The sequence below is a fragment of the Actinomyces gaoshouyii genome (assembly GCF_002072175.1).
Classification (GTDB): Bacteria; Actinomycetota; Actinomycetes; order Actinomycetales; family Actinomycetaceae; genus Actinomyces; species Actinomyces gaoshouyii.
The window spans coordinates 193,208-205,894 of sequence record NZ_MVIV01000004.1 but is presented as its reverse complement, the minus strand read 5'-3'; the positions used below and the strand labels follow the sequence as shown (position 1 = coordinate 205,894).

Annotated in this window: 12 protein-coding genes; 9 read left to right on the top strand and 3 right to left on the bottom strand. The window is 68.2% G+C overall.

What is annotated here, in order from left to right; genetic code table 11:
- Positions 1–23: 23 nt before the first annotated feature.
- The 4 genes from B1H50_RS05440 (at position 24) to B1H50_RS05430 (ending at position 3,926) form a co-directional block, all read left to right on the top strand.
- Entirely contained in the window at positions 24–908 is an 885-nt protein-coding gene (locus tag B1H50_RS05440; protein WP_229657906.1) for an SDR family oxidoreductase, read from the top strand.
- A gap of 66 nt (positions 909–974) precedes the next feature.
- Entirely contained in the window at positions 975–1,517 is a 543-nt protein-coding gene (locus B1H50_RS05435) for a SixA phosphatase family protein (RefSeq protein WP_080462750.1), read from the top strand.
- Between the two features lie 142 nt (positions 1,518–1,659).
- Positions 1,660–2,109 (top strand): hypothetical protein, encoded by a 450-nt coding sequence (locus tag B1H50_RS09725; RefSeq protein WP_158082828.1) that lies wholly within the window; start codon positions 1,660–1,662, stop codon positions 2,107–2,109.
- Positions 2,058–3,926, top strand: coding sequence for an ABC transporter ATP-binding protein (locus tag B1H50_RS05430; RefSeq protein ID WP_080462749.1), 1,869 nt, complete (start codon positions 2,058–2,060; stop codon positions 3,924–3,926). Before B1H50_RS09725 ends, B1H50_RS05430 begins: the two co-directional genes overlap by 52 nt.
- Positions 3,927–4,643: 717 nt before the next feature.
- Here the strand turns inward: B1H50_RS05430 and serB are convergent.
- Together serB and glgC are read right to left on the bottom strand one after the other, a co-directional pair.
- The gene (serB, locus tag B1H50_RS05425; RefSeq protein ID WP_080462748.1) at positions 4,644–5,276 is read right to left on the bottom strand and encodes a phosphoserine phosphatase SerB; all 633 of its coding nucleotides are present in this window, start codon (positions 5,274–5,276) and stop codon (positions 4,644–4,646) included.
- A gap of 91 nt (positions 5,277–5,367) precedes the next feature.
- Positions 5,368–6,612 carry a glucose-1-phosphate adenylyltransferase gene (glgC, locus tag B1H50_RS05420; RefSeq protein ID WP_080462747.1) on the bottom strand — a complete coding sequence of 415 codons (1,245 nt, stop codon included), beginning with the start codon at positions 6,610–6,612 and terminating at the stop codon, positions 5,368–5,370.
- A gap of 219 nt (positions 6,613–6,831) precedes the next feature.
- Between glgC and glgA the strand changes: the two genes are divergently transcribed.
- Positions 6,832–8,061, top strand: coding sequence for a glycogen synthase (gene glgA, locus B1H50_RS05415; protein WP_080462813.1), 1,230 nt, complete (start codon positions 6,832–6,834; stop codon positions 8,059–8,061).
- Positions 8,062–8,126: 65 nt separating this feature from the next.
- Here the strand turns inward: glgA and B1H50_RS05410 are convergent, their stop codons facing one another.
- The gene (locus B1H50_RS05410; RefSeq protein ID WP_080462746.1) at positions 8,127–8,876 is read right to left on the bottom strand and encodes a hypothetical protein; all 750 of its coding nucleotides are present in this window, start codon (positions 8,874–8,876) and stop codon (positions 8,127–8,129) included.
- A 168-nt stretch (positions 8,877–9,044) separates the two neighbouring features.
- Here B1H50_RS05410 and B1H50_RS05405 point away from each other — a divergent pair, with 168 nt between their 5' ends.
- The 4 genes from B1H50_RS05405 to B1H50_RS05390 all read left to right on the top strand — a co-directional run bounded on the left by B1H50_RS05405 (position 9,045) and on the right by B1H50_RS05390 (position 12,646).
- Positions 9,045–9,863, top strand: a complete 819-nt coding sequence (locus tag B1H50_RS05405) for an ABC transporter ATP-binding protein (protein WP_080462745.1) — start codon at positions 9,045–9,047, stop codon at positions 9,861–9,863.
- Positions 9,864–9,962: 99 nt separating this feature from the next.
- On the top strand, positions 9,963–10,403 hold the full coding sequence (locus B1H50_RS05400) for an NfeD family protein (protein WP_080462744.1): 441 nt from the start codon (positions 9,963–9,965) through the stop codon (positions 10,401–10,403).
- Positions 10,404–10,471: 68 nt separating this feature from the next.
- Positions 10,472–11,632, top strand: coding sequence for an SPFH domain-containing protein (locus tag B1H50_RS05395; RefSeq protein ID WP_080462743.1), 1,161 nt, complete (start codon positions 10,472–10,474; stop codon positions 11,630–11,632).
- A 144-nt stretch (positions 11,633–11,776) separates the two neighbouring features.
- Positions 11,777–12,646: a TrmH family RNA methyltransferase gene (locus B1H50_RS05390; protein ID WP_080462742.1), complete on the top strand. Its 870-nt coding sequence runs from the start codon at positions 11,777–11,779 to the stop codon at positions 12,644–12,646.
- Positions 12,647–12,687: the final 41 nt, after the last annotated feature.

Sequence of the window (12,687 nt, the reverse complement as noted above, 5' to 3'; positions counted from 1 at the left end):
GCGCCACCCCGTAGGCTGTGCCTGTGACGGCTGCGACGGACCCGGGAGGGGCCATGAATCCGAGGGATCCGAGCCCGGGCGCATCCCCCGGGCTGCTGCGGGGGCGCACAATCCTCATCACCGGGGTCATGCGCCCCTCCTCGATCGCCGCCTCCGTGGCCCGCGCCGCCGCTGAGCAGGGCGCCCGCGTCATCCTCACCGCGCACCCGCGCGCCCGGGCCCTGACGGAGTCCGTCGCCGCGCTGCAGGGCCTGGCCGAGCCCGTGGTGGGGCTCGATGCGGCCGATCCCGCGTCCCTGGCCGCGCTGCCGGCCGAGTTGGAGCGCCTTGGCGTGGTGCGGCTCGACGGCCTCGTCCACTCGATCGCCCGTGCCAGCCGCGACCTCCTCGGGACGGTGCTGCCCGCCGGCTCGGGGGAGGATGACGACGGCGAGCGGGCGAGGGCGCGCCTGGAGGAGGCGGGGGAGGCGCGCATGGCGGCGCTCCGCGACGCCTTCATCGTCTCCGCCGCGTCCCTGGCCGCGCTCGCCGAGGCGACGGCGCCGCTGCTGGGGCGGGGGAGCTCTGTGCTCGCCCTCACCTTCGACACCTCCCGCGTTTACCCCGGCTATGGCTGGATGGGACCGCTCAAGGCCGCCCTCGAGGCCTCGGTGCGGGCCCTCGCCGTCGAGCTCGGGCCCAGGGGAGTGCGGGTCAACGCCCTGTCCGCCGGGCCGCTGCGCACGACGGCGGCCTCCGCGATCCCCGGTTTCGATGATCTCGTGGGCGGCTGGGGGGCGGTCGCCCCGCTCGGCTGGGACCCCAACGACGCCTCGCCGGTGGCGCGCACCGCCGTCGCCCTCCTGTCCGACTGGATGCCCGCGACCACCGGGGCCGTCATCCACGCCGACGGTGGGGCGACCCTGTGATCGCGGGCGTCGTCCGGCACCGCCCCGGCCACCGATCCGCACGCCCCCAACCCGCGAGGAGGACCCATGACTGAGACCGCCCCCGACGCCGCTGTTGGCGCCGCCGATGCCGCTGAGGCCCGCACGCTCGTCCTCATCCGCCACGCCCGTGCCGCCGCGGCGCCCACGGATATCGAGCGCCCACTGTCCGACGCCGGCGCGGCGCAGGCCCGGGCCCTGGCGGCGGTCCTCGCCACCCGGGTGGGGAGCGCCGACCTGCTCATCGTCTCGCCCGCGGAGCGCGCGCGGCAGACCTCCCAGCCGATCGCCGAGAGGCTGTCCCCGGGGCGAGCCCTCGTGGAGGAGGACGTGTACTTCGGGGGAGGCCGGGCCGTCCTCGAGCTGGTGCGTCAGGCGGGGCCGGGCGCGCGCACGGTGATCGTGGTGGGGCACGAGCCGACGACCTCCGAGCTCGCCGCCTATCTCGATGGGGGAGTGAGCGACCTCGGGCGGCGGGTCTCCTACGGCATGTCGACCGCCAACGCCGCCGTCCTGCGGGTGGGCTCGCCGTGGAACGCCCTCACCGGCGGCACCGCCGAGGTCATCGATCTTCTCACCCCCGCCCATTAGTCGCCGTCATGAGCGCTCTGCGGAAGTGGCCCGCAAAGAGGCGTGGAGGGGACCGGCAGCGCGCCTGTGGAAGCGCGATGGGAGCTTGCTCGTTCCAAGGGCGTGATCAAGAAGGTGTGGTGATGAGTTGGATGCTTAGTCTGTGGCGCTCCAGGTCTTGGTCAAGAGGTACAAGACCGACAGGCGGAGTGATCCAATTTTACCAATTGATGGCGTCAAGTCGTTGATTGAATATATTGATGTGCTAGGTATCGAGCCTCATAACCTACTTGATCGCATTCCGAGGGATATCCATGCTACTAAAATTTCTATGAATGCGCATTCAAAGCAGAGAGATCCCTTACTAGCGTTCTTTCGAGATATATTTAATGATCCACAAAAAAGAGATAGTATGGCGATGCTCAATTCTGATCCGGTGACAACGATTGCTAATCATCGCGACCTCGGTTCTGGTCAGTATAATTCGATTATCGACTCTCTTATGCACGTGCATTGCAACCGACTGAATTCAGCGAACAGGGAATTTGAAACCGATATTCTATGGATGTTGAGGAAGATAATCCATCGATACACCTATCTAGAAAGGGGATGATTGCTGTGGAAACTGAGTTTGAGCCACGGCAATTGATGCGCGGGGCGGCTCCCCTGTCCCGGACAACGAGCATTGCTTGGAGTCGAATCGGCAGAAGCGCGCGTCGCCGCTTCGCCGTGATCGGAATATTGTCGATAGTGGCCGGTATTCTCCCTGGGGCGCAAGTATATGCGGTCGGAGTTCTCGTATCGTCAGTCGTGGACAGTGCTGGTCATAGAGGGTACCTCGTTTGGGCCATCGTGTTCGGACTGATTGTTTTCGTGAAATACATTCTCGAGAACATGATCAAATTCCTTGGAGATACCTTAACTTTAAGGCTATCGTATGACATAGAGATCGATGTGGCTCAACGACTGGGGGACATGGAGGTGCAAAATTTTGAATCCTCAAAGACGTATGACATCATCCAACGTGTGAACGAATCGACGGGTGAGCACGTCTACGGTTTGTTCGATACGCTGAGATCTGCGATCCAATCGCTGCTGTCGCTGCTGAGCATATGCGCAGTGCTCTGGCAATGGAGCCCTGTTATAGCATCGATACTCCTTGTCGCCCCTATCCCTGGATGCGTTGCTACTTTTCGCGTTCAAACGAGGGCTTATGATATAGAGTACGAGCGTGCCGCGAAGGCTAGGCTGGCGGGATACTTCCGCGGCTTGCTCATGTCGGATAGCGCCAAGAAGGAAACTCGCCTATTCCGCCTGGATGAACTGTTCACGGACTCGTATTCGTTGATCAAGAAAAATTTCTTGCGCCAAGACATCGGCCTGGCGCGCTTCACTCTCCTCCAGGCCGGAGGCCTTGGGATGGTCTCTGTGCTCGCCAGCTTCGGCGCAGTGGTTTACGCGGCAATTGTTGCCGGGGCGCATAATAGGGTGGGCGAGCTTGCGGGATTTATTTCGGCCACTACTCAGGTCGGCCCATTAGTGCTCGCGGCGTTCATCGGCTTCACAGGCATTTATCAGCATCTTCTTTATGTGTCAAATTGGGCGGCACTGGTCGATACGAAACCCGCCCGTATCGCTGAAGGCGCGTTCCGAGGGCCTTCCGGTGGGCGCGGCGGCTCAGTGGAGTTCCGTAATGTGAGCTTCCGATATCCTGGGACTGATGTTCTCGCGTTGAATGATGTTTCCTTCTCGATCGACAGTGGCAGCATCACCGCTTTTGTCGGAGTCAACGGTTGCGGCAAATCAACGATATGTAAATTGCTGCTAAGGTTCTATGAGCCGGATGAAGGGGAAATTTTCGTTGATGGCCGCCCCATCGGGGAGCTGTCGCGAGAATATTTATGCTCATGGTCCTCCGCTCTCTTCCAAGATTTCGTTAAATATGAGAGATCGTTGCGAGACAATATTGAATACGGCTATCCGCGAGATCGTGGCACCGCTGATGATGAACGGCTCTGGGATTCTCTTGAAGCGGTCGGACTGAGGGATTGGGCCATGTCCCTGCCTGAGCGGTTGGACACGATGCTGGGGCGGCATTTTGAGGGAGGTCATCAACCGTCTATTGGGCAGTGGCAGCGGATCGCGGCTGCGAGGGCCTTGGTGAAGAAGCCTCGCCTGTTGGTCCTTGACGAGCCGACCGCTTCTGTGGACGCGGTCTCGGAGAAGATACTTTTCGAGGCCATGGCCGCGCTTGGGGGCGAGACGACAGTCGTGCTCGTCTCGCATAGATTCGCCACAGTGGCTCATGCGGACAGGATCATCGTCGTCGATGATGGTGCGGTCGTTGGCGTTGGCAGGCACGCGGACTTAATGGAAGGCTGCGCGCATTATCGCAATATGTATGACGCCCAGGCCCTGCAGGGCCGTTGATCGGTCCTGCCGGAAACAGCGCACACAGCGTCCCGGGGGGCGCCTATGATGTCGCTGCCCATCTTGGAATTGTCCTTGAGGGCCACGGGGAGGCCCATGGAATCTGTCGGACGCAACGAAGGGGGTGGATCATCTCGGATATGGTGAAGGATTTGATCTCGCAGAGGGATGGGGGGGGGGAGTGCTCTCGCGCCCTGTCCCGCGTCCTCGGAAGGCCGCGAACGGGTTCGTGGGCAGGCGGAAGCCTCCGGTAGGACGCGGGTCACCGCGCTCACGGCCCTTCAGGGGCCTTCATGGCCCGCGCTAACGCACTCCTGACGCCTGAGGGTAGGCGTCGTCCGGCCTCGACGAATTGCTGTCCTGCGGCTCATGCGTCGATGGGAACCCCACCGTGTCGCCTGGCACCTGTGCCCACTCCGGTACCACTGTCGAGCGCGTCGGTGGTCGGCGCCGGGGCGGTGGCCTCGCTCGGGCCGGCGGCCGCCAGTTGGGTGGGAGGGGCCCCGCTGGCCTCGGGCGGGGCGGGGTCCTTGGCACGGGCCGTCAGCGGTGCTGGGTCTAGGGCGCGGCAGGCCGCCAGGGCAAGGGCCCCGCCCACCCCTAGCGCCAGGCCCCACCACCAACCTGTGGAAAACCCTCACCACCAGCACTGTCCTGTGGACGGCCAACCGGTCTCGCCCATGTTTTCGACCGGTCTCGCGAAAGGGGGCGGTGCGGCTAGAGGAGGTCGAGCACGAGGCGCAGGTCGCGCGCGTCGATCCGCGCCGGGGCCTGCTCGCGGACCACCGGTTTGGCGCAGAACGCGATCCCGAGGCCCGCCGCGTGGATCATATCGAGATCATTCGCGCCGTCGCCCACCGCCACCGTGCGCTCCATCGGCACCGAGCGCTCAGCCGCCCACTGGCGCAGGCAGGCCTCCTTCACGCCTCGATCCACGATCCTCCCCAGGACCCGCCCGGTGAGGTGCCCATCGGCGACCTCCAGCCGGTTGGCGGCCACATGATCGATCCCCAGGCGCTCGGCCAGGGGCAGGACGACCTCCTCGAAGCCCCCTGAGACCACGCCCACGGCGCAGCCCCGCTCATGCAGACCCGTGATGAGGCCCGCCGCCCCGCGCGTCAGGCGTATCTCGGCCAGGACTTCGGCGAATACTGTCTCCGGCACGCCCACCAGCGTCGCCACCCGCTCGCGCAGCGAGGCCGCGAAGTCCAACTCGCCGCGCATCGCCCGCTCAGTGACGGCGGCGACCTCCTCTCGAGTCCCCGCCCGCTCGGCGATGAGCTCGATGACCTCCTGCTCGATGAGCGTGGAGTCCACGTCCATCACCAGCAGGCCCGGTCCCGTGCTCATATTGCTCCCAACGACGTCGCCCGTGCCGCCCGGCCCCTCGCCGAGCGCGTCCCCGGGGCCGGCTTGGGATCGGCCGGCCCCGGGGAGTGCCTCAGCGCGTGACAACCTTGCCCTTGGGGACCACGGTGATGCCGGACTCGGTGACGGTAAAGCCGCGCTCGAGGTCGTGCTCGCGATCAATGCCGACCATCGCGCCCTCCTCGATCACCACGTGCTTGTCGAGGATCGCGCGGTTAACCACTGTGTTCCGGCCGATCTGCGCGCCGTCCATGACCACCGACGAGCGCACCGAGGACCACGAGTTCACTCGCACCGACGGCGAGAGCACCGAGGAGATCACCTCGCCACCGGAGACGATGACGCCGGGCGAGACGATCGAGTCAACGGCGTGCCCCAGGCGCTCGTGGTGCGCGTAGATGAACTTCGCCGGGGGCATCGAGGCGTCATATCCGGCGAACAGCGGCCAGCGGTCGTTGTACAGGTTGAACACGGGGCTGACGCTGATGAGGTCCTGGTGGGCCTCGTAGAAGGCGTCCACCGTCCCGACGTCGCGCCAGTAGCTGCGGTCGCGCTCGCTTGCCCCGGGGACGTCGTTGTCCTTGAAGTCGTAGACGCCGGCCTCACCCCGGGAGACGAACCACGGCACGATGTTGCCGCCCATGTCGTGCTTGGAGGACTCGTCGGCGGCGTCAGCGGTCACGGCCTCCAGGAGGGCGTCGGCGTTCATGATGTAGTTCCCCATCGAGGCGAGGATCTCGTCGGGGGAGTCGGGCAGCCCGGGGGTGTTCTTCGGCTTCTCCACGAAGGCCTTGATGACGCCCCGGTTGGCCGGGTCGGACTCGATGACGCCGAACTGGTCCGCCAGGGACCGCGGCTGGCGGATGCCCGCGACGGTGCAGGGCAGTCCGGAGGCGATGTGGTGGTCCAGCATCTGGGAGAAGTCCATGCGGTAGATGTTGTCCGCGCCGGTGATCACCACGTAGTCCGGCCGCTCGTCGTCGAGCAGGTTGAGGGACTGGTAGATCGCGTCCGCCGAGCCGAGGAACCAGTGCTTGCCCACGCGCTGCTGCGCGGGCACGGGCGCGATGTAGTTGCCCAGCATGTTCGACAGGCGCCAGGTCTTGGCGATGTGGCGGTCCAGCGAGTGCGACTTGTACTGGGTCAGCACGACGACCTTGAGGAAGCCGCTGTTGATCATGTTGGACAGGGAGAAATCGATGAGCCGGTAGATCCCGCCGAAGGGCACGGCGGGCTTGGCCCGATCGACGGTCAGGGGCATGAGGCGCTTGCCTTCACCGCCGGCGAGGATGATTGCGAGGACACGAGGGGAAGCCATGGGGCCACCTTACGGTGATCGGGGCCACTCATGTGACCGGTTTGGGATGCGGGTTGACATCTGACCTCATGGCGAGGCGTCGGAGAAGGGCTGAAACCCCGGCGGCGCACCGCCCGATCCCGCTACGGTTGCACTGAGGCCCGCATCACGGCCGACGGCGCCCTGGCCCGCAGGGCGGCCCCGAACGCGCAGCCGAGGAGGCATAGGCACATGGCGTCACTGAGAGTCGATCTGCTCACCAAGGAGTACCCGCCGTTCATCTATGGAGGCGCTGGCGTCCACGTCAACGAGCTCGCGCGCGTGCTGCGGCCCCTGGCCGATGTGCGCGTCCACGCCTTCGGGGGGCCCCGCGACCCGGGCAGTGAGGGGGCCGACGACGGCGTCACAGGCTACCCGGAGATCGCGGAGCTGGATGGCGCGAACGCGGCGCTGCGCACCTTCGGCGTCGACCTGGAGATCGCCGCTGGCTGCGAGGGCGCCGACATCGTCCACTCCCACACCTGGTACGCCAACCTCGCCGGTCACCTCGCCTCCCTCCTCCACGGCGCCCCGCACATCATCTCCGCCCACTCCCTGGAGCCCCTGCGCCCGTGGAAGGCCGAGCAGCTCGGCGGGGGCTACGCCCTGTCCTCCTGGGCCGAGCGTACCGCATACGAGGCCGCCGCCGGCGTCATCGCCGTCTCCAACGGCATGCGCGCCGACATCCTGCGCTCCTACCCGGCCATCGACCCCGAGCGGGTCAAGGTGGTCCACAATGGCATCGACCTCGACGCCTGGCAGCGCCCCACCGGCCCAGAGGCCGACGCTGCATCCACCGCCGTCCTGGAACGACTGGGCATCGACCCCTCGCGCCCCACGATCGTGTTCGTCGGACGCATCACCCGCCAGAAGGGCCTGCCCTACCTGCTGCGCGCCTGCGAGCTCCTGCCCGCCGAGGTCCAGGTGATCCTGTGCGCCGGCGCACCGGACACCGCAGAGATCAAAGCGGAGGTCGAGGGCCTCGTGGCGGGGCTGCGTGAGAAGCGCACCGGCGTGGTGTGGATCGAGGAGATGCTGCCGCGGCCCGAGCTCATCGCCGTCCTGTCCGCCTCCGACGTCTTCGTGTGCCCGAGCGTCTACGAGCCCCTGGGCATCGTCAACCTCGAGGCCATGGCCTGCGGGCTGCCCGTCGTCGGCTCGGCCACGGGTGGCATCCCGGATGTCATCGTCGACGGTGAGACCGGCCTCCTCGTGCCCATCGAGCAGGTCACCGACGGCACCGGGACCCCCGTGGAGCCCGAGACCTTCATCCAGGACCTCGCCGAGCGCCTCACCTCGCTCGTCATGGATGAGGCCCTGGCCCGGCGCATGGGCAGGGCGGCTCGCACTCGCGTTGAGCAGCACTTCTCCTGGGAGGCGATCGCCCAGCGCACGATGGAGGTCTACCGCTGGGTGCTCGATCGCGGCTGATCCCTCGATCGCGGTCCCGCCTCGGTCTCGCACAGGCTCCGGGGCGGGCCGGGACCGGGGCGTCCTCAGCGCGCTCCGGCCCACCAGTCCGTCGCCGCGGCCACGCCGCGGCGCGCGGTGTCCCGCAGAGGTCGCAGCACCCGCGCCCTCCGCTCGGCCTGGAGTGCCGTCGCCGCGGCGCCGTCGTCGTCCAGCGCGATCTCGCAGATGCCCAGGAGGCGAAGTGAGCGCTCCAGGAGCTCGCGGCGCCGCTGGTCCATCCCCGGTGGCAGGAGGCGCGGGTCGGCGACAGCGGTGATGAGATCCGTCAGATCGTCGGCCAGCTCGGGACGCTCCCGGGCCAGGTCCAGCTCGGTGAGCGCCTCGATGGCCTCCTCCGTCGCCGCATGAACCTGGGTGCGCGCGTGCGCGGCATCGAAGGGAGGGATTGCCGGAGCGGGGCCCGTGGGCCCAGTGCCCAGATCGACGAGGCGCCACACCGCGCTCGTTCCCGACGGCTCGGGGATGAGCAGGCGCGTCCGGGCCTCATGCGGGCCGCCTCGTGCTGCTGCGGTCCGCAGCAGCACCGCCTCACCGGCGTCGAGCGCCGAGCCCAGTCCCGGCAGGGGATCGGAGGGGCTGGGGAAAACCGCCGCCACCCGCTCGGGCCGTCCCACCAGGGTCATCCACTCCAGCAGGGGCACCTCGCCGCCGAGCTCCGGAGCGGCGACCGTGTGGGCGCCGTCGGCGCCCTCGACGGCGGCGGCGCCACGCGAGGAGGGCACGGGCAGCCACAGGGCGAGCAGGATCGAGGGGCGCAGGTCGAGGTCAGTCACGCTGCGCACCCTAAACCGTTGGGAGCGCTGCGATTGCGAGGCCGCACCGCGCTGCGGGGACGTAAAATGCCGGTACCCCGTCCCCGCTGGACCCGTCTCGATCGAGGAGGGGAGAGTTCCTCGCGAGTGCTTGCGGCTCAGGTCACGCGGGTGGGATAGGGTGATCCCGTGACCCGTGTTCTTCTCCTCGACGACGTCTCCCTCCACCGCGGGAGCACGCAGATCCTCGACCACCTCTCCTGGAGGGTCGACGAGGGGCAGCACTGGGTGGTCCTCGGGCCCAACGGCGCTGGCAAGACCACGGCCGCCCGCATCGCGGGGGCCCGGCTCTTCCCCTCCTCCGGGGCCGTGGAGGTCCTGGGGCGGCGGCTGGGCAGGGTGGACATCTCCGAGCTCCACCCCCGCATCGGGCTGAGCTCATCGGCCATGGCCTCCACTTTCCAGGCGGGCGACCGCGTCCTCGACATCGTCCTGTCGGCCTCCTACGGCCGCATCGGCGTCTGGCGGGAGGAGTATGAGGACAAGGACACCGAGCGCGCTACCGCGCTGCTCACGGCGCTCGGCTCGGGCGCGCTCATCGAGCGCCCCTGGGCGAGCCTGTCCTCCGGCGAGCGCAAGCGCGTGGAGATCGCCCGCGCCCTCATGCCCGACCCCGAGCTCCTCATCCTCGACGAGCCCGCCTCGGGGCTCGACGTCGCCGGGCGCGAGCAGCTGCTGGGAGCGCTCAGCCAGATCGTGGCCACGCCCTCCTCCCCGACGATGATCATGGTCACCCACCACTTGGAGGAGATCCCGGTGGGCTTCACCCACGCCCTCGCCCTGCGCGACGGGCGGGCCGTGGGCGCTGGAGCGCTCGACGAGGTTCTCACCAGCTCGACCATGTCGGCCGCCTTCGGCCTGCCCCTGGAGATCGCGAGGGATCGCGGGCGCTTCACCGCCCGCGGACTCAGCGGCCCCGCCGTTCGTTCCGGTGATCACCAGTCCTGAGCCGGGCCCGGATCCGGTCTGGGCGATCGGCCCTGCAGGCCCCATCCCCGTCCCACTCGTCAACCACAGCCCAGTCATCGGGCAGAAAGCGAGAGCCCTATGGAATGGGCCTGGTGGCTTGGCGCCGCCCTCATCCTGGCCATCGTCGAGACCCTCTCGGCCGATCTCACCTTCCTGATGCTCGCAGGGGGCGCGCTCGGCGGCATGAGCGCCTCCCTCCTGGGGGCGCCGCTGTGGCTGCAGGTCATCGTGGCCGCCGGGATCGCCGGCCTGCTGCTCCTCGCCGTCCGCCCGGTCCTCAAGCGCCGCATATCCTCCTCGGCGCCGGGGATGCGCACCAACGCCGACGCCATCATCGGCTCAGCCGGGCGCACCCTGACCGCCGTGGACACTCTGGGCGGGCGCGTCCGCCTGGGCGGCGCGGAGTGGAGCGCCCGCCTGACCGAGGGCCAGGGGAGCGGCGTGCGCCTCGAGCCCGGCACCCCCATCACCGTCCTGTCGATCGACGGCGCCACCGCCGTCGTCGCCCCCACCGACTGACCAGAATCTGACCCGGGGCCTGCCCGCCCTCGCGCGGCGGCCCCATATCTACGGATCAAGGAGCTGATATGGAGAACGCCATCCTCGTCATCCTCGGCCTATTCCTCCTGCTCGTCCTCGTGGCGATCGTGCGCGCCGTGAGGATCGTGCCCCAGTCATACGCGATCATCGTTGAGCGCCTGGGCAAGTTCCAGGCCGAGTACGGTGCGGGCATGCACCTCCTGGTGCCCTTCTTGGACCGCGTGCGCACCACCGTGGACCTGCGCGAGCAGGTTGTGTCCTTCCCGCCGCAGCCGGTCATCACCTCCGACAACCTCGTGGTGTCCATCGACTCGGTCATCTACTACCAGATCAACGACCCCAAGCGCGCCACCTACGAGATTTCCAACTACCTTCAGGCGATCGAGCAGCTCACCGTCACCACGCTGCGCAACGTCATCGGTGCCATGGACCTGGAGCAGACGCTGACCAGCCGCGACCAGATCAACGGTCAACTGCGCGGCGTCCTCGACCAGGCCACCGGCCGCTGGGGCATCCGCGTGGGCAATGTGGAGCTGAAGTCCATCGACCCGCCCGCCTCCATCCAGGGCGCCATGGAGCAGCAGATGCGCGCTGAGCGCGACCGCCGTGCCGCCATCCTCACGGCCGAGGGCGTCAAGCAGTCCCAGATCCTCACGGCCGAGGGCGATAAGCAGTCCGCGATTCTGCGGGCCGAGGGCCAGGCCCAGTCCGCGATCCTCAAGGCCCAGGGCGAGTCCCGCGCCATCCTCCAGGTCTTCGACGCCATCCACCGCGGCAATCCCGACCCCAAGCTGCTGGCCTACCAGTACCTGCAAACGCTGCCCAAGATCGCCGACGGGCAGTCCTCCAAGATGTGGGTGGTGCCTACGGAGTTCACCGCGGCTCTCAACGGCATCGCCGGTGCGCTGGGCGGAAAGGGCGTCGACGGCCCGTCGGCCGCCTTCGCCGACGCTGGTGACTCCGGTGAGGCCCAGGTGAATCTGGCCGGCATGGAGACGGGTCTCGACATCGCCTCCGACCTGGCCGCCACGAACCTGCAGACCCCCGAGGAGGCCCTGGCGCAGGCCCGCGGCGAGGCGGCCTCCGCCTCGCAGGAGGCGGCCGAGGCGCCGCAGTCCGCCGGTGGGGCCAACCCGGTGACCTCCTCCCTCCCGCCGTCGCGGGGCGGCGCGCACCGCCAGGAGCCCGAGCCCCCGCAGCAGGGGTGAGGCGCGTCCCAAAACCCGATGGCGCAACGGGGAGACATGGAATCGGCCGACCGGCCGTCCTAGTCTCCCCGTTGTGCTGCCCGTCCCCTCACGCTCCCCGCTCGTTCCCATCCCCTGTCGTCCCCTCCACCAGGGAGCCGTGCGATGATCGTCCCCGTCGAGCACGGCAATGACGACCGCCTCGCCGACTACACGCGCCTGACCGACGTCGCCTTGCGCCGCCGCCTCGAGACCGTGCGCGGACTGTACATGGCCGAATCCACCAAGGTGATCGCCAGGGCCGTGGAGGCGGGGCACGCGCCCCGCTCCTTCCTCATGGCCCCCCGCTACCTGGACGAGATGGCGCCGCTCATCGCAGCGGCCTTCGGCTGCCAGGGCGATCCCGAGGGCGGCCCCGTGCCCGTCTACGTCGCCGAGGAGGCTGTGCTGGAGTCCATCACCGGATTCCACCTCCATCGGGGAGCGCTGGCAGCCATGAACCGCCCTGTTCTCGCCCCGGTCCCCCAGTTGCTCGCGGCGGCCCGCGGGGGAACGGGCGCCCGCCGGGTGGTGGTTCTCGAGGACCTCGTCGACCACACGAACGTGGGCGCGGCCTTCCGCTCCGCGGCCGCCCTGGGGATGGACGCCGTGCTCGTCACACCGCGCTGCGCCGACCCGCTCTACCGGCGCAGCGTGCGCGTCTCCATGGGTACCGTCTTCCAGGTGCCGTGGACGCGCATCGATCCCTGGCCGGCCCTCGATGACCTCCACGCAGCGGGCTTCACCGTGGCGGCCATGGCCCTGTCCGAGGACTCGATGAGCCTCGACGCCTTCGCCGCCTCACCCGCCTGCGCCTCCCCGCGATCCCGAGTCGCCCTTGTACTGGGCACCGAGGGCGACGGGCTGCGACGGCGCACCGTGAGCGCCTGCGACGCCGTCGTGCGCATTCCCATGGCCGGAGGAGTGGACTCCCTCAACGTGGCCGCCGCGGCCGCCGTCGCCTTCTGGGCGCTGCGAGTCCCGGGGGAGGACTGAGGGGCCCGGCTCTCGATCCCGGGCTCCTGCCCGCTCTTCCC

Excerpts from the sequence above, each read along its gene's own strand:
- B1H50_RS05435 (WP_080462750.1), top strand. The coding sequence starts at position 975 with ATGACTGAGACCGCCCCCGACGCCGCTGTTGGCGCCGCCGATGCCGCT.
- B1H50_RS05430 (WP_080462749.1), top strand. The coding sequence starts at position 2,058 with ATGGATGTTGAGGAAGATAATCCATCGATACACCTATCTAGAAAGGGG.
- serB (WP_080462748.1), bottom strand. The coding sequence starts at position 5,276 with ATGAGCACGGGACCGGGCCTGCTGGTGATGGACGTGGACTCCACGCTC.
- glgC (WP_080462747.1), bottom strand. The coding sequence starts at position 6,612 with ATGGCTTCCCCTCGTGTCCTCGCAATCATCCTCGCCGGCGGTGAAGGC.
- B1H50_RS05400 (WP_080462744.1), top strand. The coding sequence starts at position 9,963 with ATGGAATGGGCCTGGTGGCTTGGCGCCGCCCTCATCCTGGCCATCGTC.
- B1H50_RS05395 (WP_080462743.1), top strand. The coding sequence starts at position 10,472 with ATGGAGAACGCCATCCTCGTCATCCTCGGCCTATTCCTCCTGCTCGTC.
- B1H50_RS05390 (WP_080462742.1), top strand. The coding sequence starts at position 11,777 with ATGATCGTCCCCGTCGAGCACGGCAATGACGACCGCCTCGCCGACTAC.